26 protein-coding genes are annotated in these 22,396 nt (G+C 65.2%); 2 read left to right on the plus strand and 24 right to left on the minus strand.

Annotation, left to right across the window (positions count from 1 at the left end; translation table 11 throughout):
• From LH407_RS01475 to argC, 8 genes are read right to left on the minus strand one after another with little or no spacing between them, the layout of a single operon-like run.
• Positions 1-144 (minus strand): hypothetical protein, encoded by a 144-nt coding sequence (locus tag LH407_RS01475; RefSeq protein WP_322133064.1) that lies wholly within the window; start codon positions 142-144, stop codon positions 1-3.
• On the minus strand, positions 141-1,568 hold the full coding sequence (gene argH, locus LH407_RS01480; protein ID WP_322133063.1) for an argininosuccinate lyase: 1,428 nt from the start codon (positions 1,566-1,568) through the stop codon (positions 141-143). Before argH ends, LH407_RS01475 begins: the two co-directional genes overlap by 4 nt.
• A 22-nt stretch (positions 1,569-1,590) precedes the next feature.
• A complete protein-coding gene (locus tag LH407_RS01485; protein WP_322133062.1) occupies positions 1,591-2,271 on the minus strand; it encodes a hypothetical protein in 681 nt (226 codons plus the stop codon).
• Between the two features lie 46 nt (positions 2,272-2,317).
• A complete protein-coding gene (argF, locus tag LH407_RS01490) occupies positions 2,318-3,250 on the minus strand; it encodes an ornithine carbamoyltransferase (RefSeq protein WP_322133061.1) in 933 nt (310 codons plus the stop codon).
• On the minus strand, positions 3,247-4,410 hold the full coding sequence (locus LH407_RS01495; protein WP_322133060.1) for an acetylornithine transaminase: 1,164 nt from the start codon (positions 4,408-4,410) through the stop codon (positions 3,247-3,249). Before LH407_RS01495 ends, argF begins: the two co-directional genes overlap by 4 nt.
• Positions 4,407-5,288, minus strand: a complete 882-nt coding sequence (gene argB / locus LH407_RS01500; protein ID WP_322133059.1) for an acetylglutamate kinase — start codon at positions 5,286-5,288, stop codon at positions 4,407-4,409. The genes LH407_RS01495 and argB overlap by 4 nt, the downstream gene beginning before the upstream one ends.
• Complete coding sequence (argJ, locus tag LH407_RS01505; protein ID WP_322133058.1) at positions 5,288-6,436, minus strand: bifunctional glutamate N-acetyltransferase/amino-acid acetyltransferase ArgJ; 1,149 nt, start codon at positions 6,434-6,436, stop codon at positions 5,288-5,290. The genes argB and argJ overlap by 1 nt, the downstream gene beginning before the upstream one ends.
• Positions 6,433-7,479, minus strand: a complete 1,047-nt coding sequence (argC, locus tag LH407_RS01510; RefSeq protein WP_322133057.1) for an N-acetyl-gamma-glutamyl-phosphate reductase — start codon at positions 7,477-7,479, stop codon at positions 6,433-6,435. Before argC ends, argJ begins: the two co-directional genes overlap by 4 nt.
• Before the next feature lie 264 nt (positions 7,480-7,743).
• On the opposite strand from argC, the gene LH407_RS01515 reads away from it, so the two are divergent.
• A complete protein-coding gene (locus tag LH407_RS01515) occupies positions 7,744-8,283 on the plus strand; it encodes a DUF937 domain-containing protein (RefSeq protein WP_322133056.1) in 540 nt (179 codons plus the stop codon).
• Positions 8,284-8,289: 6 nt separating this feature from the next.
• Here the strand turns inward: LH407_RS01515 and pheT are convergent, their stop codons facing one another.
• From pheT to infC, 10 genes are all read right to left on the minus strand, one after another.
• The gene (pheT, locus tag LH407_RS01520) at positions 8,290-10,803 is read right to left on the minus strand and encodes a phenylalanine--tRNA ligase subunit beta (RefSeq protein ID WP_322133055.1); all 2,514 of its coding nucleotides are present in this window, start codon (positions 10,801-10,803) and stop codon (positions 8,290-8,292) included.
• On the minus strand, positions 10,803-11,843 hold the full coding sequence (gene pheS / locus LH407_RS01525) for a phenylalanine--tRNA ligase subunit alpha (RefSeq protein WP_322133054.1): 1,041 nt from the start codon (positions 11,841-11,843) through the stop codon (positions 10,803-10,805). Before pheS ends, pheT begins: the two co-directional genes overlap by 1 nt.
• A gap of 11 nt (positions 11,844-11,854) precedes the next feature.
• The gene (locus tag LH407_RS01530) at positions 11,855-12,784 is read right to left on the minus strand and encodes an amino acid ABC transporter permease (RefSeq protein WP_322133053.1); all 930 of its coding nucleotides are present in this window, start codon (positions 12,782-12,784) and stop codon (positions 11,855-11,857) included.
• Positions 12,781-13,428 (minus strand): amino acid ABC transporter permease, encoded by a 648-nt coding sequence (locus LH407_RS01535; RefSeq protein ID WP_322133052.1) that lies wholly within the window; start codon positions 13,426-13,428, stop codon positions 12,781-12,783. The genes LH407_RS01530 and LH407_RS01535 overlap by 4 nt, the downstream gene beginning before the upstream one ends.
• A gap of 98 nt (positions 13,429-13,526) precedes the next feature.
• Positions 13,527-14,366 (minus strand): glutamate ABC transporter substrate-binding protein, encoded by an 840-nt coding sequence (locus tag LH407_RS01540; RefSeq protein WP_322133051.1) that lies wholly within the window; start codon positions 14,364-14,366, stop codon positions 13,527-13,529.
• Between the two features lie 69 nt (positions 14,367-14,435).
• Positions 14,436-15,173 carry an amino acid ABC transporter ATP-binding protein gene (locus LH407_RS01545; protein WP_322133050.1) on the minus strand — a complete coding sequence of 246 codons (738 nt, stop codon included), beginning with the start codon at positions 15,171-15,173 and terminating at the stop codon, positions 14,436-14,438.
• 44 nt (positions 15,174-15,217) lie between these two features.
• Complete coding sequence (locus tag LH407_RS01550; RefSeq protein WP_322133049.1) at positions 15,218-16,021, minus strand: TrmH family RNA methyltransferase; 804 nt, start codon at positions 16,019-16,021, stop codon at positions 15,218-15,220.
• A 59-nt stretch (positions 16,022-16,080) separates the two neighbouring features.
• On the minus strand, positions 16,081-16,464 hold the full coding sequence (gene rplT, locus LH407_RS01555; RefSeq protein WP_322133048.1) for a 50S ribosomal protein L20: 384 nt from the start codon (positions 16,462-16,464) through the stop codon (positions 16,081-16,083).
• Positions 16,465-16,482: 18 nt separating this feature from the next.
• Positions 16,483-16,677 (minus strand): 50S ribosomal protein L35, encoded by a 195-nt coding sequence (rpmI, locus tag LH407_RS01560; RefSeq protein ID WP_322133047.1) that lies wholly within the window; start codon positions 16,675-16,677, stop codon positions 16,483-16,485.
• Positions 16,670-17,380, minus strand: coding sequence for a translation initiation factor IF-3 (infC, locus tag LH407_RS01565; RefSeq protein WP_322133046.1), 711 nt, complete (start codon positions 17,378-17,380; stop codon positions 16,670-16,672). Before infC ends, rpmI begins: the two co-directional genes overlap by 8 nt.
• Before the next feature lie 156 nt (positions 17,381-17,536).
• Between infC and LH407_RS01570 the strand changes: the two genes are divergently transcribed.
• Positions 17,537-17,875 (plus strand): DUF1844 domain-containing protein, encoded by a 339-nt coding sequence (locus LH407_RS01570; protein ID WP_322133045.1) that lies wholly within the window; start codon positions 17,537-17,539, stop codon positions 17,873-17,875.
• Between the two features lie 16 nt (positions 17,876-17,891).
• Here LH407_RS01570 and LH407_RS01575 read toward each other — a convergent pair whose 3' ends face one another.
• Genes LH407_RS01575 through LH407_RS01600 form a run of 6 tightly spaced genes read right to left on the minus strand, consistent with a single transcriptional unit; the run spans position 17,892 to position 22,159 of the window.
• Complete coding sequence (locus tag LH407_RS01575; protein WP_322133044.1) at positions 17,892-18,647, minus strand: SseB family protein; 756 nt, start codon at positions 18,645-18,647, stop codon at positions 17,892-17,894.
• Between the two features lie 2 nt (positions 18,648-18,649).
• Complete coding sequence (gene priA, locus LH407_RS01580) at positions 18,650-19,399, minus strand: bifunctional 1-(5-phosphoribosyl)-5-((5-phosphoribosylamino)methylideneamino)imidazole-4-carboxamide isomerase/phosphoribosylanthranilate isomerase PriA (RefSeq protein WP_322133043.1); 750 nt, start codon at positions 19,397-19,399, stop codon at positions 18,650-18,652.
• Positions 19,396-20,037 carry an imidazole glycerol phosphate synthase subunit HisH gene (hisH, locus tag LH407_RS01585; RefSeq protein WP_407650650.1) on the minus strand — a complete coding sequence of 214 codons (642 nt, stop codon included), beginning with the start codon at positions 20,035-20,037 and terminating at the stop codon, positions 19,396-19,398. The genes priA and hisH overlap by 4 nt, the downstream gene beginning before the upstream one ends.
• On the minus strand, positions 20,034-20,636 hold the full coding sequence (gene hisB / locus LH407_RS01590; protein ID WP_322133041.1) for an imidazoleglycerol-phosphate dehydratase HisB: 603 nt from the start codon (positions 20,634-20,636) through the stop codon (positions 20,034-20,036). The genes hisH and hisB overlap by 4 nt, the downstream gene beginning before the upstream one ends.
• A gap of 31 nt (positions 20,637-20,667) precedes the next feature.
• Positions 20,668-21,741: a histidinol-phosphate transaminase gene (locus LH407_RS01595; RefSeq protein WP_322133040.1), complete on the minus strand. Its 1,074-nt coding sequence runs from the start codon at positions 21,739-21,741 to the stop codon at positions 20,668-20,670.
• Between the two features lie 49 nt (positions 21,742-21,790).
• Entirely contained in the window at positions 21,791-22,159 is a 369-nt protein-coding gene (locus LH407_RS01600) for a LysM peptidoglycan-binding domain-containing protein (RefSeq protein WP_322133039.1), read from the minus strand.
• Positions 22,160-22,396: the final 237 nt, after the last annotated feature.

Raw genomic sequence — 22,396 nt, forward strand, 5'->3', positions numbered from 1 at the left:
TCAGAACAAACGGATGCCCGACGCCACCGCGAAGATGAGAAGCCCGACGATGATCGCCCCAGCCACAACAAAGAGCCCAACTTGCGCTCGCGAGGAGAGACCCCGTCGCCACCAGCCTGGATCGTTGTTCTTGTCGTCGGTCATTGGTCAGTCTCCGTGATGAGGTCGCGCACACGAGCGACGAGATGGGTGCGTTGTTCAGCTACGCGGTCCGGCGCAGTGCCGCCGATACCGCTGCGGCTAGCCACTGACCCGCTCACGGACAGCACGTCGCGGACCTCGGGGGTCAGGTGCGGGGAGATCGCGAGGTACTGCTCGTCCGTCGGTTCATGGAGGTCGAGACCGTTGCTTTCGCAGAAGGCTACGAGGGCACCACTGATCTCGTGGGCTTCCCGGAACGGCACACGCTGACGTACCAGCCAGTCCGCGACATCCGTCGCTAGCGAGAACCCTTCTGGGGCGAGCGCCGCCATACGATCCGTGTCAAATCGAAGTGTCGCCACCATCCCGGTGAACGCCGGTAGTAGGACCTCGATCGTCGTCACCGAATCGAAGACGGGCTCCTTGTCTTCCTGCAGATCGCGGTTATAAGCCAACGGAAGCGCCTTGAGCGTGGCGAGCAGGCCAGTGAGGTTGCCGATCAGTCGACCGGCCTTGCCTCGGGCGAGCTCCGCGATATCCGGGTTCTTCTTCTGCGGCATGATCGACGACCCGGTCGAGAACGCGTCGTCGAGCGTCACGAACCCGAACTCCCTGGTGTTCCAGAGAATGATCTCCTCCGCGAACCGGGAGAGATCGATACCGAGTTGCGCGAGGACAAAAGCGAACTCCGCCACAACATCGCGGCTCGACGTCGCATCGATCGAGTTCTCCGACGGGCCCCTGAGCCCGAGCTCCGCGGCTACGAGCGCCGGGTCGAGTCCGAGTGAGCTTCCCGCGAGGGCTCCGGAGCCGTAGGGGCTCCAGGATGCCCTCCCCCGCCAGTCGCGTAGGCGTTCCAGGGTGCGCGCAAGAGGCCACGCGTGTGCAAGCAGGTGGTGGGCGAGAAGGATCGGCTGCGCGTGCTGGAGGTGTGTCCTGCCCGGCATGACCGCATCCTCGTGTGCCGAGGCTTGCGCGACGATGGCGTCGATGAGGTCAACGACGAGACTGCGGATCACGGCCGCGTGATCGAGCAAGTACAGCCGGACGAGTGTCGCGATCTGGTCGTTGCGACTCCGCCCAGCACGAAGACGCCCGCCGAGTTCCGCGCCGACGATGTCGATGAGCGCCGCCTCCAGGGCTCCGTGCACGTCTTCGTCCTCGGGGCGCGCCGTGAGCGAACCATCCGTCACCCTGCGCAGCAACTCGTCGAGGCCCTCGTGCATGGCCCGTTCCTCATCGGCGGAAAGGTATCCGGCCGCCGCGAGTGCGCGCGCGTGGGCGTGCGATCCTGCGATGTCGTACGGCGCCAACGCCCAATCGAAGTGAGTCGACCGGCTGAGGGCGGCAAGCTCCGCCGACGGACCGCTCGCGAACCGCCCTCCCCAGAGTGAGCCTTCGCCTGTGCTACCTGTGCTGTTCGACATCGGGTCCAGTCTAGAGACGGCCTTAGGCCGAGAAGCTGAAGCTCGTGATGAGGTCGTCGAGCGAGACCGACCCCGCGGCGAGGAGACTGATCTGCAGGTTGTCCTTCAGAGCGACAAGCATCTCGGCCGTCCCGCCGTCGGGCAGGCTGATCGTCCCACGCTTCGCCGGGGCGCCATCGAGATCCGTGTCGGATGACTCGGTCAGGGTGCCGCCGGCCGCCGCCGCGCCGCCCTCGAGGGAGTTCATGAGCATGGTGTCGAGGTCTTGGTTCAGAATCTCATCCGGGAACGTGGCAACGTTCACCGCTGCGAGGTCGGATCCGGCACTCCACTGGGCCTGGGTGAGCGGGATATCGAACCCGGCGATCTGCTGCACATCCGAACGCTCCTGGGGTTCGGCCGGGAAGTCGACGGAGAAGCCGAACTCGTCGTTGGTGTACACGAAGGGCGCGTCGCTCTCGGGGGCTTCGGTGCCCGGCTCCTCCTGGCCTGACGTCTCCGACGGGGCGGGTGTGTTACCCCCGGAGTTGAAGAGCGCCGTGAAGCCGATGAAGCCTCCCACGGCAACAACGAGGGCGACGACGATCAGAATCACCCACTGCCGCGTACGCGGACGGCGCTGGGCGGGATCCGGTGCGGGATACGAGGTCTCGGAGTTCTCCGGGGCCGACGAGTTATCGGGGGCAGGGGGCAGGTCAGTCATGATTCTCCTGGAGTAGCGCGCGGAAGGCGACGAAGCCTCGAACCTATCAGTCGCGATCTTGCTGTTCGAGCAGCCACACCAACAGCGCTTTCTGGGCGTGGAGACGATTCTCCGCCTCGTCCCAGATGACGCTCTGCGGGCCGTCGATGACCTCCGAGGTGACCTCGTAGCCGCGGTCGGCGGGCAGGCAGTGCAAGAAAATAGCGTCCGGCTTCGCGAGCGACATCATCTCGGCGTCGACCTTGTAGGGGCTGAGGGATGCTACGCGTGCGGCCTTCTCCTCCTCCTTGCCCATCGATACCCACGTGTCGGTCACGACCACGTCGGCACCGGCAACGGCTTCGAGAGGATCGGTGAAGATCGTGACCGAGCCACCCGTCGTCACGGCGATGGCGTCGGCATCCGCCACCACGCGCTCGTCGGGCTGGTAGTCCTCCGGACACGCGACACGTACGTGCATACCGGCAGTCGCGCCAGCCAAGAGGTACGAATGCACCATGTTGTCGGCACCGTCGCCCAGGAACGTGACGGTGAGGCCCGCCAGCTCACCCTTGTGCTCGCGAATGGTCAACAGGTCGGCGAGCAGCTGGCAGGGATGGAACTCGTCGCTGAGAGCGTTAACCACGGGCACCGTGGTCTCGTTGGCCATCTCGACGAGACCGGACTGCGCATAGGTGCGCCACACGATCGCGGCAACCTGACGCTCGAGAACGCGCGCGGTATCGGAAGGACTCTCTTTACCGCCGAGTTGGCTGTTCGCCGTGGAGATGATGAGGGGCTGACCACCGAGGTCGGCGATTCCCACAGCGAAGGAGACGCGAGTGCGCGTCGAGGACTTGTCGAAGATCACTGCGACCGTTTGGGGCCCCGCGAGCGGCTTGCGACCCCAGCGATCCTTCTTGATCTCCTCGGCGAGGTCGAGGATCGCTGTCTGCTCTGCTTGGGTCAGGTCGTCGTCGCGGAGAAAATGCCGGGTCATGGGAGTGCCTCCAGGGCGGAAGTGAACAGGTCGAGGAACTCGGCGACTTCAGCGTCGCCGATGATGAGTGGTGGGGCGAGTCGGATGCTCGACTCGTTGGGCGCATTGATGATGAGGCCGCGCTCAAACGCCGCACGGCTCAGAGCGGTCGCAGACGGGTGCTCGAGCCCGAGCCCGATCAACAGCCCCGCGCCGCGCACCTCGGTCACACCCGGAAGTGCGATGAGCTCCCGGCGCAGCTGGTCGCCGCGAAGCCGGGCATTCTCGACGAGACCCGCGCGCTCGATCTCAGCCAGGACGGCGTTCGCCGTCGCGGTGACGAGCGGATTGCCGCCGAAGGTGCTCCCGTGCTGGCCGACGGTGAGGAGGTCGGATGCCGCACCGAAGGTGATGAGGCCGCCGATGGGCACTCCCCCGCCGATGCCCTTGGCCACCGTGATCGCGTCGGGAACGATGTCGTGCTGCTGGAACGCGAACCATGTTCCGGTGCGCCCGGCACCGGTTTGGATCTCGTCGAGGATGAGCAGCGCGCCGTGCTCGTGGGTGAGGTCCCGTGCCGCCCGCAGGAATCCCTCGGGCAGATCGAGGACGCCCGCTTCCCCGCGGATCGGCTCGACAACGACGGCCGCCACGTCGTCACCCATGGCTGCCTCGAGGGCCTCGATCGACGTGTCGATGTGCTCCATCCCAGGAAGCAGGGGCTCGAACGGCTCGCGCAGCACGGCCTTGCCCGTGAGCGACAGCGAACCCATCGTGCGACCGTGGAACGAGTCCTTGAGCGACAGGATGCGACGGCGCCCCGTGCGCCGAGAGAGCTTGATCGCCGCCTCGATCGCCTCGGCGCCCGAGTTGCAGAAGTACACACGATCGCCGCCGGAAACCCGGAGGAGGCGCTCAGCAAGATCGAGCTGCGGCGGTGTGGCGAAGTAGTTGGAGACATGCGCGAGTGTTGCCGCTTGTCTGCTGATGGCATCGACAAAAACAGGGTGCGCGTGGCCGAGAGAGTTGACGGCGATACCGGCGAGGAAGTCGAGGTAGGGCTTTCCGTTGTCGTCCCATACGTAGCATCCCTCCCCGCGCACGAGTCGCGCGAGCGGGGTGGGAGCCGACTTCATGATGCGGGAGCCGTAGTGGTCCTGCCACGTGGATTCGGCGCTCACGAGGGAACAACCTCCGTTCCGATGCCCTGCGTCGTGAAAACCTCGAGCAGGATCGAGTGTGGCTGCCGACCGTCGATGATCGCCGCCTTCGGGACCCCGCCGGCGACCGCCTCGAGGCAGGCCGCCATCTTGGGGATCATGCCGCTCTCGAGGCTCGGGAGCAGTGCCGCGAGCTCTTCTGTATCGATGACCGAGACGAGTGAGTCACGATTGGGCCAATCGCTGTAGAGCCCCGCAACATCCGTGAGCACCACGAGTTTTGCAGCTCCCAGGGCAACGGCGAGCGCCGCCGCCGCCGAATCGGCGTTGACGTTCAGGATGCCGTCCGCCCCGTCCTCGCGCGCCACCGTCGAGATGACAGGGATACGATCCGCCGCCAGCTCGAGAAGCACGGCATCCGGCTGGACACGAGTGACCTCGCCCACGAGACCAAGGTCGACCGGTTCCCCATCGACAACGGCACCGCGCCGAACGCCCGTGAACAGACCGTACTCGTCACCTGAAATGCCGTGCGCGAGCGGACCGTGTTCATTGATGAGACCCACCAGCTCGCCACCGACCTGTTCGGCGAGCACCTGACGCACAACCCCGATGGACTCCTCGGTCGTCACGCGATACCCACCGCGGAACTCGCTCGGGATGCCACGGCGTGTGAGCTCGGCGGTGATCTGCGGCCCCCCGCCATGGACGACAACGGGCTTCACGCCCGCGTAACGCAGGTAAACGATGTCCTCGGCGAACGCGCGCTTCAGATCGTCGTCGATCATCGCGTTTCCACCAAACTTGATGACGATGGTCTCGCCGTGGAAACGCTTCAACCACGGGAGCGATTCAATGAGTACCGCGGCCTTCGCTGCCGCCTGATCCTGGCTGACCATCAGCTCGAGTACGCGCTGTTCTCGTGCACGTAGTCATGCGTGAGGTCATTGGTGAGGATCGTCGCCGTCGCATCGCCGACACCCAGATCGATGAGCACGTCCACGCGGCGCGGTGTCAGATCGACGTCGTCGCGGGGGCGGTCGGGTGCGCCGGCGTGACACACCCGTACACCGTTCATCGAGACGTCGACGTTGTACGGGTCGAATGCGGCCGAGGTGGTGCCGATGGCGGCGAGAACTCGGCCCCAATTGGGATCGTTTCCGAACACTGCGGCCTTGAAGAGGTTGTTGCGAGCCACCGATCGCCCGACCTCGACGGCGTCGTCCTCACTTGCGGCTCCCACGACCTCGATCCGTATGTCGTGGCTTGCACCCTCCGCATCACCCTGAAGCTGCTCGGCAAGGTCGCGACAGACCTCGGTGAGGGCATCCGTGAACTCGGTGAGATCGGGAGCGATTCCCGAAGCGCCGCTCGCGAGGAGGCTCACCTGATCGTTGGTGGACATACATCCGTCGGAATCGAGCCGGTCGAAACTCACTCGCGTTGCGGCGCGCAAGGCGCGATCGAGTTGATCAGGCTGGAGCACGGCATCCGTCGTGATCACAACGAGCATGGTCGCGAGACCGGGTGCGAGCATGCCAGCACCCTTCGCCATGCCGCCGATCACGTAGCCGCTTCCCTCGCGGACGGAACGTTTGGGCTTCGAATCGGTTGTCATGATCGCTTCGGATGCCGCGACGCCGTTCTCGCCGAGCGAGGAGGCCGCGGCCTCGACACCGGCGAGCATCCGGTCCAGCGGAAGTTGCTCCCCAATGAGTCCCGTGGAACACACGAGCACGTCTCCGGCGGAGATGCCGAGCGCGGAGGCCACGGCTTCGGCTGTGGAGTGAGTGACTTGGAAGCCCTCGGAGCCCGTGAAGCAATTAGCCCCGCCGGAGTTCAGCACAATCGCATCGGCACGTCCGTCGCCGATGACCTGCTGAGACCAGATGATGGGGTTAGCCTTCGCACGATTGCTGGTGAACACCGCCGCGGCGGCATGCTCCGGGCCCTCATTGACGACGAGCGCGAGATCGAGGCCCCCGCTTGCTTTCAAACCCGCGGCTACTGCTCCCGCGGTGAACCCGCGCGCCGCTGTCACGCTCATGGAGCGACTCCGTTCGTGGTCAGGCCCGCGCTTTCCGGGATACCGAGCGCAATGTTGGCCGATTGGATGGCGGCCCCCGCGGTGCCCTTGACCAGATTGTCGAGCGCGCTCACGACAACAACACGACCGGCCGTCTCGTCGATGGCGATCCCCATGAGGCAGGTGTTCGCGCCCACCGTGTCGGCTGTTCGCGGGTACTGCCCCTCCGGGAGAAGGTGAACGAACGGCTCGTCGTCGTACGCCGAGCTCCAGGCATCCCGCACACTGTGGGCGGTCGCGCCCGGGGCGAGCCGCGCCGTCGAGGTGGCGAGGATCCCGCGGCTCATGGGCACGAGCATGGGTGTGAAGGAGATCGTCGGACCGTCCCCACCCGCCACCTCAAGATTCTGGACGATCTCGGGGGTGTGCCGGTGGACACCACCAACCCCGTAGGCCGAGCTCGATCCGAGGATCTCGCTGGCCAACAAATCGGTGCGCAACGCCTTCCCGGCACCGGACGGCCCTACCGCGAGCACCGAGACAATATCCTGCGCGGAGATCACACCCGACCGGATGCCCGGCGCGAGGCCGAGCGTGATCGCTGTCACGTTGCATCCGGGAACCGCGATGCGACGGGACTGTCGCAGAATGTCTCGTTGCGAACTCCCGTCGGCGTGTAACAGCTCCGGCATGCCGTAGTCCCAGGCACCGAAGTACTCTCCGCCGTAGAAGCGGTCCCACGCCTCGGGGCTCGTCAGACGGTGGTCCGCCCCACAATCGACAACAAGGGTGCCGTCGCCGAGACCCTCGGTCAACTCGCCCGATTTGCCGTGCGGCAACGCGACGAAGACCACGTCATGTCCCTCGAGCACGTCCGGCGTCGTCGGGGCGAGGGTGAGACCAGCGAGAGAACGCAGGTGGGGTTGCACAGAGCCGAGCTTCTCGCCTGCATTCTGGTGGGCGGTCACGGTCGTGACCTCGAGCTCGGGATGGGAGGCGAGAAGACGCAAGATCTCCCCGCCCGCATAGCCGCTGGCGCCGGCAACGGCGACCGAATAAGTCATTGATCAACCTTAGTGAAAACGAAGTGGTGGACGGAGGGGCGGCGACGCTCCGCGGCGGCCCTGTCGGGCATCCGTGTTGAGGCGTCGCCTAACGTCGCTCGTCGCTACCGCGTCGGCGCAGCGCTGCGGAGGGGGTGAGCCCCAGAAATCCGTCGCGCGCATCGTTCACATAGTGGAGGCTACTCCTCCCCCAGGTCTCGGTCTAATCGCTAGCCTTGCCTCGAGCGCTCCGCCTGGAGCCGACCCACGAACAGAGGAGTCACGATGACCGACCTGTCTGGTCTCATGGACCACATCCCGATCAGCGACATCGCCCGCAAACTGGGCGTCGACGAAAGCGTCGCGCGCGCGGCCGTCGATGCCGCCGTTCCCGCGATCGTCGGCGGACTCGCCGCGAACGCGAAGTCCGGAGGCGAGAAGTCACTCGAAAGCGCCCTCAGCAAGCATGCCGGCCGATCGACGAAGCTCGCCGACATCGACGAGGAAGATGGCAAGAAGATCGTCAAAAACGTGTTCGGCACCAAAACGGACGACGTCGTTGCCGCGGTGTCGAAGAAGGCCGACACCGGCGGCGGCATCGACTTCAACGCGATCGTTCAGCAGGTGCTGCCCATCATTGCCCCGATCGTGCTCGCCTACCTCGCCAACCAGTTCTCCGGCGGCAAGAGCACTCCGGCGCCCAAGGCCGAGGAGCAGAGCGGCGGCGACCTCGGTTCGCTCATCGGCGGACTGCTCGGCAGCCAGCAGGGCCAGGATCTCGTCGGTGGGCTGCTCGGCGGCCTCCTCGGCGGGGGCCGCAAGTAGGAACCGTTACTCCCTGGCGGTCGCGCCCACTCGTGCGGCCGCCAGGGCCACAGCGGCATTCTTCGCCTCGGTCGCCTCGGCCGCCGTCAGGGTGCGGTCGGATGCGCGGAACCTCAAGGCGAAAGTCAGCGACTTGCTCCCGTCCGGGATGCCCGGTCCCCGGTACTCGTCGACGAGTGCCGCGTGCTCCAGGAGCTCACCGGCGCCTTCAACGATGAGGGCCTTCACCTCGCCAGCGCGCACCGTCTCGCTCACCACGAGAGAGACGTCTTGCGTGGCGGCGGGGAACCCCGCGATCGGCGTGGCCGACACATCCGTCGCCGCAAGCGCGATGACGGCATCCAGGTCGAGTTCGAGTATCGCTGTCACCCGCGGGAGGTCCCAATCGCTCGCGAGCGCAGGGAGCAGCTCGCCGGCGAAGCCAACAGGCTGACCCGCGACGCGTAGCTGAGCTGTGCGGCCCGGGTGCAGCGCGTGATGCTCACCCGTCACAACCTCGAGGTCGGCCGAGAGCGTTGTCGCGATCTGATGAGCGGCACCGAGAGCATCCGCTAGCCCGCTCGCCACGGCCGGTTGCCCGGGCTGCTTTCGCACGGCATCGCCCACGAACAGGGCCCCGATACTCCACGGCTGCGGCGGGATGCTTGCACGAAGCTCGGCGAGCTCTGCTTCTGCCGGAAGGGCGCCACCGCGCGGAAGCGCATCACTGCCGTACTCCACACCCGGCTCGGGACGGAAAACCGTTCCCACCTCGAAGAGGGCGAGGTCGGTGAGTCCGCGCGAGAGATTGCGCCGAGCCACTCCGATGAGTCCCGGAATGAGCGACGTGCGCAACCACGCGGCATCCGGATCGAGAGGGTTCGCCAGACGGATCGCGGCCACGCCACCCGCTACGGGAGATCCGAAGAGATCGTTGAACGACGCGGCGACAAACGGGTAGCTGAGCACTTCCGTTGCGCCACCCGCGGCGAGAGCCTGAGCTGCGATCCGCCGCAGTCGCTGCGATCGACTGAGTCCACGGCCGGGAGGTGCCACCGGCAGGATAGCGGGGATGCGGTCGTACCCGACGATACGGGCGACCTCCTCCACGAGGGTCCACCGGTCCGTGAGGTCGGGGCGCCACGTCGGCGGTGTCACGAGCCATCCGTCGGACGCAGGCTCGACGGTCGCACCGATTGCAGTGAGGGAGTCAGTCACCTCGTCTGCGGAATACGCAACTCCCATGATCGATTCGGCGAATCCGTCGGGCAGCTCAATCGGCTCCGGCGGCGTCGACGAATCGGTGTAAAAGCCGGCGAGGTCGATCGTTCCCCCCGCGAGTTGCTGCACGAGCGTAATCACGCGTGCCACCGCAGCTGCTGACGCCGCGGGATCCACCCCTCGCTCGTATCGTTTGGCGGCTTCACTGGGGAGTTTGTGTCGACGCACCGAGCGCGAGATCGTGACCGGCTCCCAGATGGCCGCCTCAACGAGGATGTCTGTGGTGGAGTCCGAGATTTCGGAGTCCAATCCGCCCATGACCCCGGCGAGCCCGACCGCGACGGACTGGTCTGCAACCACGAGGTCCTCGGGGTCGAGGTTTCGTGTCTTGCCGTCGAGGGTGACGAGCGTCTCCCCCGCGCGGGCGCGTCGAACTACGAGTCCGCCCGAAATCTTCGCCAAGTCGTAGGCATGCGACGGCTGGCCGAGCTCGAGCATGACGTAGTTGGAGATGTCCACGATGAGCGAGATCGAACGGATGCCCGCCAGCGTCAATCGCGACACCATCCACGGCGGCGTGGGAACGGAGGGGTCGACGCCGCGCACGACGGCAGCCGTGAACACCGTGCAGCCCTGGCGACCACGAACGGGCGCATCGTCGGAGATCGTGACGGCGAACCCCGTCGCAGCGCGACGCTCGTCGGCGGCGGCGCTCAGAGCCGGATCCAGTAGAGGGTCCCGGAAGGTCGCACCCGTGGAGTTGGAGTACTCACGGGCGATCCCGCGAACCGAGAATGCGTATCCGCGGTCGGGTGTGACATTGACCTCGACTGCGACATCATCGAGACCGAGAAGAGCAATGGCGTCGGTGCCAGGCTCGGGGTCGAGCCCCAGTTCGGCAAGACGCAGAATGCCCGAGTGCTCGTCGCCGAGGCCGAGCTCCCGCGCCGAGGCAATCATTCCGTCGGACACGTGCCCGTAGGTCTTGCGCGCCGAGATGGGGAACGGACCAGGCAGCACGGCACCGGGGAGCGACACAACAACCTTGTCACCCGGCGCGAAGTTGTGGGCACCACAGACGATGCCGCGCGGCTCCGCCTCACCGACATCGACCTGACACCAGTTGATCGTCTTGCCGTTGCTCTGCGGTTCGGGCTCGGCCGAGATGACTTGTCCGACAACGACGGGTCCCGTGACCTCGAACGAGTGGATGTCCTCCTCCTCGAGCCCGACACGCACGAGAGCCGCGTGGACGTCCTCGGGTGTGGCATCCGCCGGCACATCCACGAACTCGCGGAGCCAACTGAGGGGTACTCGCATCAGACCACCATCCCGAACTGCTGAGAGAAGCGGATGTCGCCCTCGACCATGTCGCGCATGTCATTCATGTCGTTGCGGAACTGGAGCGTGCGCTCGATCCCCATTCCGAACGCGAAGCCCTGGTAGACCTCGGGGTCGATGCCAGCCGCGCGCAGCACGTTGGGGTTGACCATTCCGCAGCCGCCCCATTCGACCCAGCGGGCGCCGCCCTTGGCGTTCGGTTGCCAGACGTCGAGCTCGGCGCTCGGCTCGGTGAAGGGGAAATAGTTGGGACGCAAACGAATGCGTGCCTCCTCGCCGAACATGGCGCGCGCGAGGTGTTCGAGGGTGCCCCGCAAGTGGCCCATCGTGAGTCCCTTATCGATGGCGATTCCCTCGATCTGGTGGAACACGGGCGTGTGGGTGGCGTCGAGTTCATCGGTTCGGAAGACGCGCCCCGGAGCGACCACGTACACGGGAAGTTCGCGGTCGAGCAGGGACCGCACCTGGACGGGACTGGTGTGCGTGCGCAGCACAAGATGGCGCTCCACGGGGTCCACGAAGAACGTGTCCTGCATGGCACGGGCAGGGTGGTCCTCATCGAAGTTGAGCGAATCGAAGTTGAACCACTCGTTCTCGAGCTCCGGGCCCTCCGCGACCTCCCACCCCATACCGACGAAGATGTCCGACATGTGCTCCATGAGCAGGCTCAGCGGATGACGCGCCCCCGGACGCCAACGGAGGGCGAGAGCGGTGACATCCACTGTCTCCGACGCGAGTCGCGCCGATTCCTCGGCCGCTGCCAGCTCGACCTCACGAGCGGCGAGCGCCTGCCCGATTCGAGCACGCGCTCCTCCCACGAGTTTGCCCGCGGCCGCGCGGTCCTCGGGGGCGAGAGTTTTCAGCGAACCGTTGAGGCGTGCGATCGGCGACGACTCGCCCGAGTGCGCTGCCCGGGCTGCGTGGAGCTCTGCGATGGTCGATGCCTCCGCGAAGGCCGCGAGTGCGGCATCCGTCGCAGCCGCGACCGAGCTCTCGGAGATGATGGTGGGGTCTGACACAAGTGTCGAGTTTAGTGGCCGGAGGAGTCGCCCTCAGGCGGGTCATCCAGTCGAGCACCCTCCATACCGGCCCCACCGAGTTGCGCGAGCACTCGTGCCGTACGGCGAGCGCGGCGCGCAGCGACTCCACCAGCGCTTGTGCGGCGAGCCACCAGGCGCGCGATCCAGGACAGAGTGAGATTGACGGCGAGGTAGATCGCCCACACCACAAAAAAGAACGTAAAGAGGTAGCGACTTCCAAAGGTCGTCGGTCCTTGGCGAAGGACGATGTTGAGGAGTTCCTGGTACCCGATGATGAAGGCCAGCGACGTGTCCTTCAGGAGTACAACAAGCTGGGCGATGATGATCGGCAGCATCTGGCGGAACGCCTGCGGAAACTCGATCGTGAATCTCACCTGGAGCGGTGTCAGGCCGATCGCGAGTCCCGACTCACGTTGCCCGCGCGGCAGCGACGCGATTCCGGCACGCAGCGCCTCGCCGATCACCGCTCCGTTGTAGAGCGCCAACGCTCCAACTCCCGCCCAGTAGGCGCCAGAGGAGAACACCAAGAGGATGAACAACATCATCAGGAGGACAGGCATCCCCCGGAAGAACTCCACGAGCACCACGGCAGGTACTCGAATGAACGCAGAGCGTGCTGTGCGTGCCAGCGAGAGCAGTGTTCCGATGACGAGGGCGAGGACACCAGCGACCGCCGCCATCTGCAGGGTGGCCGTGAGACCCACCCCGACGCGCCGCCAGAAGGCGAGGTCACGCAGGATGTCCCAGCGACTGGGATCGAGGATGCCCGGCTGTTCCACTCCGCCCGCGTTGACCCGAGGTGACGCGAGGAACACGACCATCCAGATCAGCCCCGCCAGGATCACGAGCCCAGCCACGATCGAGAGGATCAAGGACAGCCGCCGCGCGCGCGGCCCCGGGACGTCGTAGAGCACGCTCATCGACCCATCACCACCCTGCGCTCGAGGCGGCCCGCGATGAGACCGAGCGGAATCGTGATGAGCAGATAAAAGACGGCCACCGCGATCAGGATCGGGATCGTCGCGTTGCCGTTGAACTGGATGACCTGGCGGGACACCGCCACGAGCTCCAGTACCGAAAAACCGGCCGCCACTGAGGTGTTCTTCGTGAGGGCGATGAGCACGTTGATGAGCGGCGGGATCACCATCCGGATCGCTTGCGGTAACACGACAAGACCCACCGTCTGGCCAAATCTCAGCCCGAGCGCCCGTGCCGCTTCGGCTTGCCCCACCGGCACCCCGTTGATCCCGGAGCGCAGGGCCTCGGCAACAAAGGGTGAGGTGTACACCGTCAGTCCGATGAGAGCAAAGGCAACGAAATCGAGTCGGAGCCCCAGGCTCGGCAGCACAAACGCGCAGAAGAACAGTACGAGCGTCAGCGGGGTGTTGCGCACGATCTCGGTGTAGGTCGTGACGAATCCGCGCAGCGCCGGAATCGGTGAGATTCGCATGGCCGCGACCAGGGTGCCGATGACGAGCGCACCCAAGCCCGAGATCACCAGCAGACGCACGGTCATGAGGAACCCGCCGACGAAAGCCGGGAAGTTCTCGACGATGGCGTCCACGGCTGACTCCTCTCAGGCGGGCGGGCGGGTTGGTGCGCGTGGTAGGTGAGGAAGGGAACGGATGCCCGCCCGACAACGAGCGGGCGGGCATCCGTGTCTCAGTACCGGTCCACCGTGGGTGGGTCGGGCAGCGGGAGAACCGTTCCTGCGGTCTTCTCCCACGCGTCAGCCCACGTGCCGTCCTCGAAGGCCTCCTCAAGAACGTCGTTGATGAACATGCGGAATTCGGTGTCCTCGAGGGCGAGACCGATTCCGTACGGCTCCTCGGTGAAGGGGTTGCCGACGACCTCGAACTCTCCACCGCTGCCATCGGCGAGACCAGCGAGGATCACGTTGTCGGTCGTCAGGGCAGCCACCTGTCCAGAGCTGACGAGGGGAAGGCAATCCGCGTAACCCGCGAGTGACGTGACCTGGTCGGTGTACTCGGAGATGTTGGCCTCCGACGTAGAACCGGCGACGGTACACACCGGCTTGCCTTCGAGATCCTCGGGTCCGGTGATGTTGTCGGGGTTGCCAGCGAGAACGAGGATGTCCTGTCCTGCGTTGTAGTACGGACCGGCGAAGGAGATGACCTCCTTGCGTTCGTCGTTGATCGTGTACGTCGCAACAACGATGTCGACCTCACCCGATTGGATGAAGGGCTCCCGGTTCGACGACACGGTTTCGGTCCAGGTGATGCCGCTCTCGGGGATACCGAGTTTCGACGCGATGAGCTTGCCGATCTCGACATCGAATCCCTGTGGATCCCCGCTGGCGTCCACCTGTCCGAAGAGAGGTTGGTCGAACTTCGTCCCGATCGTGATCGCGCCCGCCTCATTCAGCGCGGCCATGGTTGTGCCCGCCTCGAACTCGACAGTCTCCGGTGCTGCGCTCTCCTCCCCTGTTGGGGCTCCTGAGTCGACGCATCCGGCGAGTCCGAGAACTCCTACCGCCGCCATCGCAGAGATCATTAGGCCTTGTGTGAGCCTCATGGTTCCTCCTGTTCGCTGTGCCGTCCCACCCACCGGTTAGTGGGCAAGTACTTTCGAGAGGAAGTCCTTCGCTCTCGGAGTCGTGGGGTTGGTGAAGAAGGAATCGGGAGCTGCCTCTTCGACGATTTCGCCGTCCGCCATAAAGAGCACGCGGTCGGCGGCACGTCGGGCGAAACCCATCTCGTGGGTGACGACCACCATGGTCATTCCCTCCTCGGCGAGGCCGACCATCACGTCGAGCACCTCGGCGATCATCTCGGGGTCGAGCGCCGACGTCGGCTCATCGAAGAGCATGATCTTCGGGTCCATCGCAAGCGCCCGCGCGATGGCGACTCTCTGCTGTTGCCCACCCGAGAGCTGAACAGGCATCTTCGCTGCTTGGTCGGCGACCCCCACGCGCTCGAGGAGTTCCATCGCGCGCTCGGTTGCCTCGCGAGTCGATCTGCGACGGACAACGGTTTGTCCGAGGGTGACGTTCTGCAGGACGGTTTTGTGAGCAAAGAGGTTGAAGGATTGGAACACCATGCCGACGTCGGACCGCAGTCTCGCCAGCTCTGAGCCCTCCGCGGGCAATGGTTCACCGTCAATGGTGATGGTTCCGCTGTCGATGGTCTCGAGGCGGTTGATCGTCCTGCAGAGGGTGGATTTTCCGGAACCGCTCGGGCCCACCACCACCACGACCTCGCCCCGTCCGACCGTTGCTGAGATGTCCTTCAGAACATGCAACTCGCCGAAGTGCTTGTTGACTCGATCGAGGACGACAAGCGCTTTCATCCCTCAAGAAAATCACACCCCCAAACGGGGGTCAACTGGGACGACTACCGGCTGCGTTGCGCGAAGGCGCTCTCATAAAGGCAGACCGCGGCCGCCGTGGCGAGGTTCATCGACTCGGCGTGGCCGTAAATCGGGACTCGAATCGCCCGGTCAGCCAGAGAGAAGTGCTCGTCAGTCAGACCCCGCGCCTCATTGCCGAAAAGCCATGCCGTGGGCGCGGACAGTGCACCCTCCGTGCGGGCGCGGAGGAGGTCCTCACCCTTGACGTCGGCCGCGATGACGGTGAGCCCACTCGCCCGCACTCGATCGACGACCGACTCGAGGTCCGACCCTCGCGCGAGCGGCATGTGGAAGAGAGAGCCAGTGGTCGCACGCACGACCTTCGGGTTGTACACATCGACACTGCGACCGGTGAGGATCACGGCATCCGCACCGGCTGCATCCGCCGAACGGATGATCGTCCCAGCGTTCCCGGGGTCGCGAACCTCCTCGAGCAGCGCAATCAGACGCGGCCCTTCCGCGAGGATGTCATCCACCGAACGGAGGAACTGCCTGCTCACCGCAATGATGCCCTGGGGGGTCACAGTGTCGGCCATGGCGTCCAAGACGTGCTCGCTCACGAACTCCACCTCGACGCCCGCGCTCTGGGCCGACGCGGCGAGCCCGCTGTGTTTCTCCCACGCGGTGGGGGTCGCGAAGAGGTCGACCAGAAGTTCCGGGCGGAACGCGAAAGCTTCCGCCACCGCTTGAGGACCCTCAACGAGAAAAAGCCCGGTCTCAGACCGGGCTTCTCTCTTTGCGAGTTTCGCCACAGCGCGCACGCGGGGTGAGCGCGGGTTGTCGATCATGTCGACAGCCTATTGTGGCGTCCTGCGTGCAGCCTTTCGGCTCGCTGAACTCGCGGTGACTAAGCGACCTTCGGGGCGTTGACGTCCGACGGCAGCGCCGCCTTCGCCGTTGCCACGAGCGCGGCGAACGTCGCCGGCTCGGTTACAGCGAGGTCGGCGAGGATGCGGCGATCCACCTCGACACCCGCGAGACCGAGGCCCTGGATGAAACGGTTGTAGGTGAGGCCGTTCGCGCGGGCGGCCGCGTTGATGCGCTGGATCCACAGGCGACGGAAGTCACCCTTGCGCGCACGACGGTCACGGTACGCGTAGACGAGCGAGTGCGTGACCTGCTCCTTGGCCTTACGGTAAAGGCGCGAACGCTGTCCGCGGTAACCGGAGGCGCGATCGAGGATAACGCGACGCTTCTTCTGGGCGTTGACCGCCCTCTTGACTCTTGCCATTGTTCTGTGACCTGACCCTTACTTACCGAGAAGCTTCTTGATGACCTTGGCGTCTGCCGGAGCGAGAACCTGCTCCGCGTTGAGGTCACGCTTCTTCTTGCCGCTCTTGACCTCGAGGTTGTGGCGCATGCCAGCCCCTTGCTTCATGACCTTGCCGCTACCGGTGAGCTTGAAGCGCTTCTTCGCACCGGAGTGCGTCTTCTGCTTAGGCATCCTTGTCTTCCTTTTCCGTTGGTTCTTCGTCAGCAGCCGGTGACTCCGCTGCTTCATCTGACGGTGCCGTCCGGGCCTTGCTCGCGGACTTGCGAGCCTCGGCCTCGGCCTTGGCGGCCGCCTTGGTCTTGTGGGGGCCGATTACCATCACCATGTTTCGTCCATCGATGGTGGGGGTCGATTCGACCGAACCGAACTCCGCGACATCCTCGGCGAAACGCTGCAGCAGACGCACACCCTGCTCGGGGCGCGACTGCTCGCGTCCGCGGAACAGGATCATGGCCTTGACCTTGTCACCCGCCTGGAGGAAGCCCTCCGCGCGCTTGCGCTTCGTCTCGTAATCGTGCTTGTCGATCTTGAGGCGGAAACGAACCTCCTTGAGGATCGTGTTCGCCTGGTTGCGTCGCGCTTCCTTGGCCTTCTGGGCCTCTTCGTACTTGAACTTGCCGTAATCCATGATCTTGGCGACGGGAGGCTTGGAATTGGGAGCAACCTCAACCAAATCCAGGTCGGCCTCCTGAGCCAGACGGAGAGCGTCCTCGATGCGGACAACTCCAACCTGCTCACCATTGGGGCCGACGAGACGAACCTCGGGAACGCGGATTCGGTCGTTGGTACGGGGATCGCTGATGCGGGACTCCTCTGTTATGTCGGTGTGGTGTGGCGGTTGCCACGACAAGAGGAAATTCCTGAAATGCGACATGCGCATCACGCACCCTTACGCTGCTCGAACGTTGCCGTTCGAACGGGGTGCAACTACCCGATAACCTAAAGAGGCGGCTATCAGGTGGGAGAATCTCCACTTCGTCAGCTCCGAGACGTGCCCGAAGCCTGCACAACAATAGCAGAAGGATGCCCCATGGACGACGCTCAGGACGAAATCCGCGATATCTCGGAGGTTCCCGCCGTTGAGCTCATCAACACCGTCGCCGTACACCTCATGAGTGCGGCCGCGGTCAAGCTGGGGCTCGGTGACACCGAGGACGCCGCTGCCGACATCGACCTCGACGAGGCGCGCAAGATCATCACCTCGCTCGCGGGTCTGGTCACGGCCGCCGCACCGGAGATCTCAGACAGTCACGCCCGGCCGCTCCGTGACGGACTCCGGTCGCTGCAGCTCGCGTTCCGCGAAGCCTCCGCGATCCCCGATGCTCCGGGCGCCGGTCCCGGCGAGAAGTTCACCGGCTCAGTGGTCTAGAGGCGAGGCCGCCCGGTCACACTGAGGCGACAACACGCACGGCGAGGGAATCGACGCGTGTGGCGATGACCTCGCTCTGCGTCCAGCGCGAGCGCAGCCGGGCGAGGATCGCATCGAGCCGCTCGCGATCCAGTCCGTCGTCGAGGACGAGGTGCACGAGGAGTTCCGGACCGCGGAGCCGGGCATCCGGATCGCCGGGAGCAACGTAGAGTTCCCGCACCGCATCCTCGTGTGACGCGGACTCGAGGAACGTGTCGAGAACGGCGGGGTCAAGGTAGCTGGGGATCCACGGAGCGGACTCTGCCATGGCCCACAGCGCGGGTCGCCGCACGACGAACTCCGAGTCACTCGTGGGGTCGAGCACCACGAGTTCTGCTCCGTCGCCGATGGCGGACAACGCCACCCGGGGGGCTGCGGCCGGCACGGGGCGCGCCTTCGGATTCCACGCCGCCATAGCGGACATGGACGTGAAGGCGGGTTGGACCGTGCGACCATCGGGTCCGGCGACGCGAACGAGCGAAAGCTCCTGAGACTTGTCGACCTGAAGACCGGTTTCGGTTGTGCCCGACTCTCCCAGCTCAGCCACGAGCGGTACGAGCAACCGCGACTCGCGCAGCGCATCGACTACCTCTGCCTGGCCGAGCTCGCCTGCGCGGAAGCGGCGCAGCGCCTCGATGAGGCGAGGTGGTGCGGAGCCGTCGTCGGCTGCCGCGACGGGGGTCTCGATGTGCCGTCCCTCCCAGGGAACACCGGCACTGTCGGAACCGGACATGGTCACGCAGAGGCGACGTCGAGAGCCTCGGCGAGCGTGAAAGCTTTCGCGTAGAGGGCCTTCCCGACGATCGCTCCCTCAAGCCCCTGGGGTACGAGGTCACGGAGCGCGGCCAGGTCGTCGAGAGTCGCGACACCGCCGGACGCGATGACGGGCCGGTCTGTGCGGTCCATCACCTGCTCGAGAAGCTGGATGTTGGGCCCCTGCAGTGTGCCGTCCTTGGTGACGTCCGTCACGACGTAGCGAGCACAGCCGGCATCCTCGAGGCGGTCCATGACCGCCCACAGGTCTCCGCCCTCCTGCGTCCACCCGCGTGCAGCGAGAGTCGTTCCGCGGACGTCCAGGCCGACAGCGATCGCCTCGCCAAACTCGGCGATGACGTGAGCGGCCCACTCGGGGTTCTCGAGCGCGGCCGTGCCGAGGTTGATGCGCTTGGCGCCCGTCGCGAGCGCGGCCTCGAGGCTCGCGTCATCCCGGATACCGCCGGACAGTTCGATGTTGACGCGACGCGGCGTCGACTTGATGACCTTCCGGATGATGGCGTGGTTGTTGCCGCGCCCGAACGCCGCGTCGAGGTCGACGAGGTGGATCCACTCGGCTCCTTGGTCCACCCACTCCTGTGCCGCGTCAACAGGGTCGCCGTAGTTCGTTTCCGAGCCGGCCTCGCCCTGAGTGAGCCGCACAGCTTTTCCTCCTGCGACATCGACGGCCGGGAGCAATACGAGTGCAGGGGTGGTGTTGAATTCGCTCACAAGGTTTCCAGCCAGTTCGTCAGGAGTCGGATCCCGGCGTCGCCCGACTTTTCGGGGTGGAACTGGGTGGCCGACAGTGGACCGTTCTCCACGGCCGCGAGAAAGCGCGAGCCGTGTTCGGCCCACGTGAGAACGGGAGGCGGGAACGGGGCGTTCGTCTCGAGCGTCCACTCCTGGGCCGCGTAGGAGTGTACAAAGTAGAAGCGCTCATCGCGAATCCCGCGGAAGAGAGTCGACGCCTCGGGCGCCGAGACCGTGTTCCACCCCATGTGGGGCAACACGGGCGCGTCGAGCTCACGTACGGTGCCCGGCCACTCCCCCAGGCCCTCGGTGTCGACGCCGCGCTCGACCCCTTCGGAGAAAAGCACCTGCATCCCGACACAAATCCCGAGTACGGGGCGACCGCCAGCCAGGCGGCGTTCGATCACCGATTCACCGCCGGCAGCACGCAACCCCTGCATGACTGCTGAGAACGCCCCGACACCGGGAACCAACAATCCATCCGCCGCGATCGCCCGACCGCGATCCGCGGTCAGTTCGACGCGCGCGCCGGCGAGCTCGAGCGCCTTGGCGGCCGAGTGCACATTTCCAGAGCCGTAATCGAAGAGAACGACAGACGGTGAGACGGCCACCGTCAGAGCGCACCCTTCGTCGAGGGGATGCCGAGCACCCGATCGTCACGGGCGACCGCGAACCGGAACGCCCGAGCGAAGGCCTTGAATTCGGCCTCGGCGATGTGGTGCGGGTCACGACCGCCCAGCACCGTCACGTGAACGGTGAGCCCTGCGTTGAAGGCGATCGCCTCGAAGACGTGACGAACCATCGAACCGGTGAAGTGACCACCGATGAGGTGGTGCTCGAAACCGGGTGGCTCCCCCGTGTGAACGAGGTAGGGACGACCGGACACGTCAACGACTGCCTGAACCAGCGCCTCATCGAGGGGTACGAGAGCGTCGCCGAAACGCGAGATGCCGGACTTGTCGCCCAGTGCCTGGCGAATGGCCGTGCCGAGCGTGATCCCGATGTCCTCCACGGTGTGGTGGACGTCGATGTGCGTGTCACCAGATGCCTCGACAGTGAGATCGACCAACGAGTGACGAGCGAAAGCGGTCAAAAGGTGGTCGAAGAACGGAACACTCGAGTTGATCGTCGACTTGCCCGTGCCGTCGAGATTCAACGAGAGCTCGATAGTCGATTCACTCGTCTGACGACTCAGGGATGCCTCGCGGGAACTCATGACCTCAATCCTAGTGAGAAGCGTTGCAGGCTCAGCGGCCGCTCAATCGCGCCAAGGTGTCGAGAAAAATGGAGGTCTCTGCCTCAGTTCCTGCGGTGACACGCAAGTGCCCGGGGATTCCTACATCCCGAATGAGGACTCCCTCGGCATAGAGCTTGGTGAACAGCGCGTGAGGATCTGCCACCCCGCCGAACAGGACGAAGTTCGCAGCGCTCGGCAAGGGCTCGTAGCCGAGCGCCGGGAGGGCTTCGATCATCCGGTCGCGCTGCACAATGATCTCGTCGACCATGGCGAGCATCTCATCGGCGTGAGCGAGGGCCGCCACCGCTGCGGCCTGGGTCAGCGCGGAGAGGTGATACGGAAGACGGACGAGTCTCAACGCATCGATCACCGCCGGGTCGGCGGCTAAATATCCGAGACGGATCCCAGCGAATGCGAACGCCTTGCTCATCGTGCGGCTCACCAAGAGACGCGGACGCCCCTCGAGAAGGGTGAGGGCGGACGGGCCGCTTGCGAACTCCGCGTACGCCTCGTCGACGAGAACGATGCCGTCGGTGGCGTCGTATGCGGCCGCGATCACGTCGATATCGAGGGGTGTGCCCGTCGGGTTGTTGGGTGAGCACAGGAACACCACATCTGGGCGCGTCTGTCTAATCGCACCCACCACGTCTGCTTCGGTCAGGACGTAATCGGGACCACGCTCGCCGGTGACCCACGTCGTGCCCGTTCCTCCCGCGATGATCGAGTGCATCGAGTAGGTGGGAGGGAAACCGAGCACACGGCGTCCCGGCCCACCGAAGGCCTGGAGCACGTGCTGTAAGACCTCGTTCGACCCATTGGCCGCCCAAATGTTCTCGGCGGTGACACCGTGGCCGAGATAGTCAGCCAGAGCGGTTCGCAGTTCTGTGAACTCGCGATCGGGGTACCGGTTTGCCCCCAAAACGGCCCGAGCTAGCGAACGGACTATGTCGGTCGCGACGTCTTCGGGGATCGGATGCGTGTTCTCATTGACGTTGAGACGCACGGGGACCAGGTCTTGAGGTGCGCCATAGGGCTTCTTGCCTCGGAGGTCGTCTCTGATCGGGAGTTCGTCGAGGGATGTCACCGGACAAGCTTAGGGCGCACCAACCAGCCGCTCATCCGTCGTGGTGCGGTCAGTGGGCCGCGTACTCGAGCGGAATCGTCAACTGTTGGCCGGCATACACATCGGCAGACTCGAGACGGTTGAGTCGGACGATCGCGTCAATCACTTCCCGTGGGTCGGAGGTGGGAGCAACCGATTCTGCGACCTGCCACAGCGACTCCCCGGTCTCGACAGTGACCACGTCGAAGGAGGCGGTAGACCCTTCGAGAGAGGCAACGGCACCGCCCCCATTGATTGCGAACGCGAGAGCAACAGCAATCACCGGCGTCACCAGCATCCCGAACAGGACACGACGACCCCGTCGAGTGATGCGCAAGCGCGGCTGGGCGGGGCGGACCGAGGCCGAATACGTCATCGAGGGAAAAGTCATCGTGCTCATCGTGTGCTCCTCATCCTGAAACCCGAGTCGGTCGAACGGGGTTTCGTATCCGGTACTCGGCCGGGAGTACCGGATACGAAGTCTGTAGAACGTCTGTACCGAACATAACTTCGATCTACGAGAAAATCAAGGTCATCTTCGAACTGCTCGCGGCGATAACCCCGACACACTCGAAGATGTGTTTGTTTCGAGCATCCGTTCTGGATACAGTTTCGAGTGAGCCACCGACATTCCATC

It is taken from the genome of Antiquaquibacter oligotrophicus (genome assembly GCF_020535405.1).
GTDB classification, from domain to species: domain Bacteria; phylum Actinomycetota; class Actinomycetes; order Actinomycetales; family Microbacteriaceae; genus Rhodoglobus; species Rhodoglobus oligotrophicus.

Coding starts and splice junctions, on each gene's coding strand:
- LH407_RS01475 (WP_322133064.1), bottom strand. CDS start 144: ATGACCGACGACAAGAACAACGATCCAGGCTGGTGGCGACGGGGTCTC.
- argH (WP_322133063.1), bottom strand. CDS start 1,568: ATGTCGAACAGCACAGGTAGCACAGGCGAAGGCTCACTCTGGGGAGGG.
- LH407_RS01485 (WP_322133062.1), bottom strand. CDS start 2,271: ATGACTGACCTGCCCCCTGCCCCCGATAACTCGTCGGCCCCGGAGAAC.
- argF (WP_322133061.1), bottom strand. CDS start 3,250: ATGACCCGGCATTTTCTCCGCGACGACGACCTGACCCAAGCAGAGCAG.
- argB (WP_322133059.1), bottom strand. CDS start 5,288: ATGGTCAGCCAGGATCAGGCGGCAGCGAAGGCCGCGGTACTCATTGAA.
- argJ (WP_322133058.1), bottom strand. CDS start 6,436: ATGAGCGTGACAGCGGCGCGCGGGTTCACCGCGGGAGCAGTAGCCGCG.
- argC (WP_322133057.1), bottom strand. CDS start 7,479: ATGACTTATTCGGTCGCCGTTGCCGGCGCCAGCGGCTATGCGGGCGGG.
- LH407_RS01515 (WP_322133056.1), top strand. CDS start 7,744: ATGACCGACCTGTCTGGTCTCATGGACCACATCCCGATCAGCGACATC.
- pheT (WP_322133055.1), bottom strand. CDS start 10,803: ATGCGAGTACCCCTCAGTTGGCTCCGCGAGTTCGTGGATGTGCCGGCG.
- LH407_RS01530 (WP_322133053.1), bottom strand. CDS start 12,784: ATGAGCGTGCTCTACGACGTCCCGGGGCCGCGCGCGCGGCGGCTGTCC.
- LH407_RS01540 (WP_322133051.1), bottom strand. CDS start 14,366: ATGGCGGCGGTAGGAGTTCTCGGACTCGCCGGATGCGTCGACTCAGGA.
- LH407_RS01545 (WP_322133050.1), bottom strand. CDS start 15,173: ATGAAAGCGCTTGTCGTCCTCGATCGAGTCAACAAGCACTTCGGCGAG.
- LH407_RS01550 (WP_322133049.1), bottom strand. CDS start 16,021: ATGATCGACAACCCGCGCTCACCCCGCGTGCGCGCTGTGGCGAAACTC.
- rplT (WP_322133048.1), bottom strand. CDS start 16,464: ATGGCAAGAGTCAAGAGGGCGGTCAACGCCCAGAAGAAGCGTCGCGTT.
- rpmI (WP_322133047.1), bottom strand. CDS start 16,677: ATGCCTAAGCAGAAGACGCACTCCGGTGCGAAGAAGCGCTTCAAGCTC.
- infC (WP_322133046.1), bottom strand. CDS start 17,380: ATGTCGCATTTCAGGAATTTCCTCTTGTCGTGGCAACCGCCACACCAC.
- LH407_RS01570 (WP_322133045.1), top strand. CDS start 17,537: ATGGACGACGCTCAGGACGAAATCCGCGATATCTCGGAGGTTCCCGCC.
- LH407_RS01575 (WP_322133044.1), bottom strand. CDS start 18,647: ATGTCCGGTTCCGACAGTGCCGGTGTTCCCTGGGAGGGACGGCACATC.
- hisB (WP_322133041.1), bottom strand. CDS start 20,636: ATGAGTTCCCGCGAGGCATCCCTGAGTCGTCAGACGAGTGAATCGACT.
- LH407_RS01600 (WP_322133039.1), bottom strand. CDS start 22,159: ATGAGCACGATGACTTTTCCCTCGATGACGTATTCGGCCTCGGTCCGC.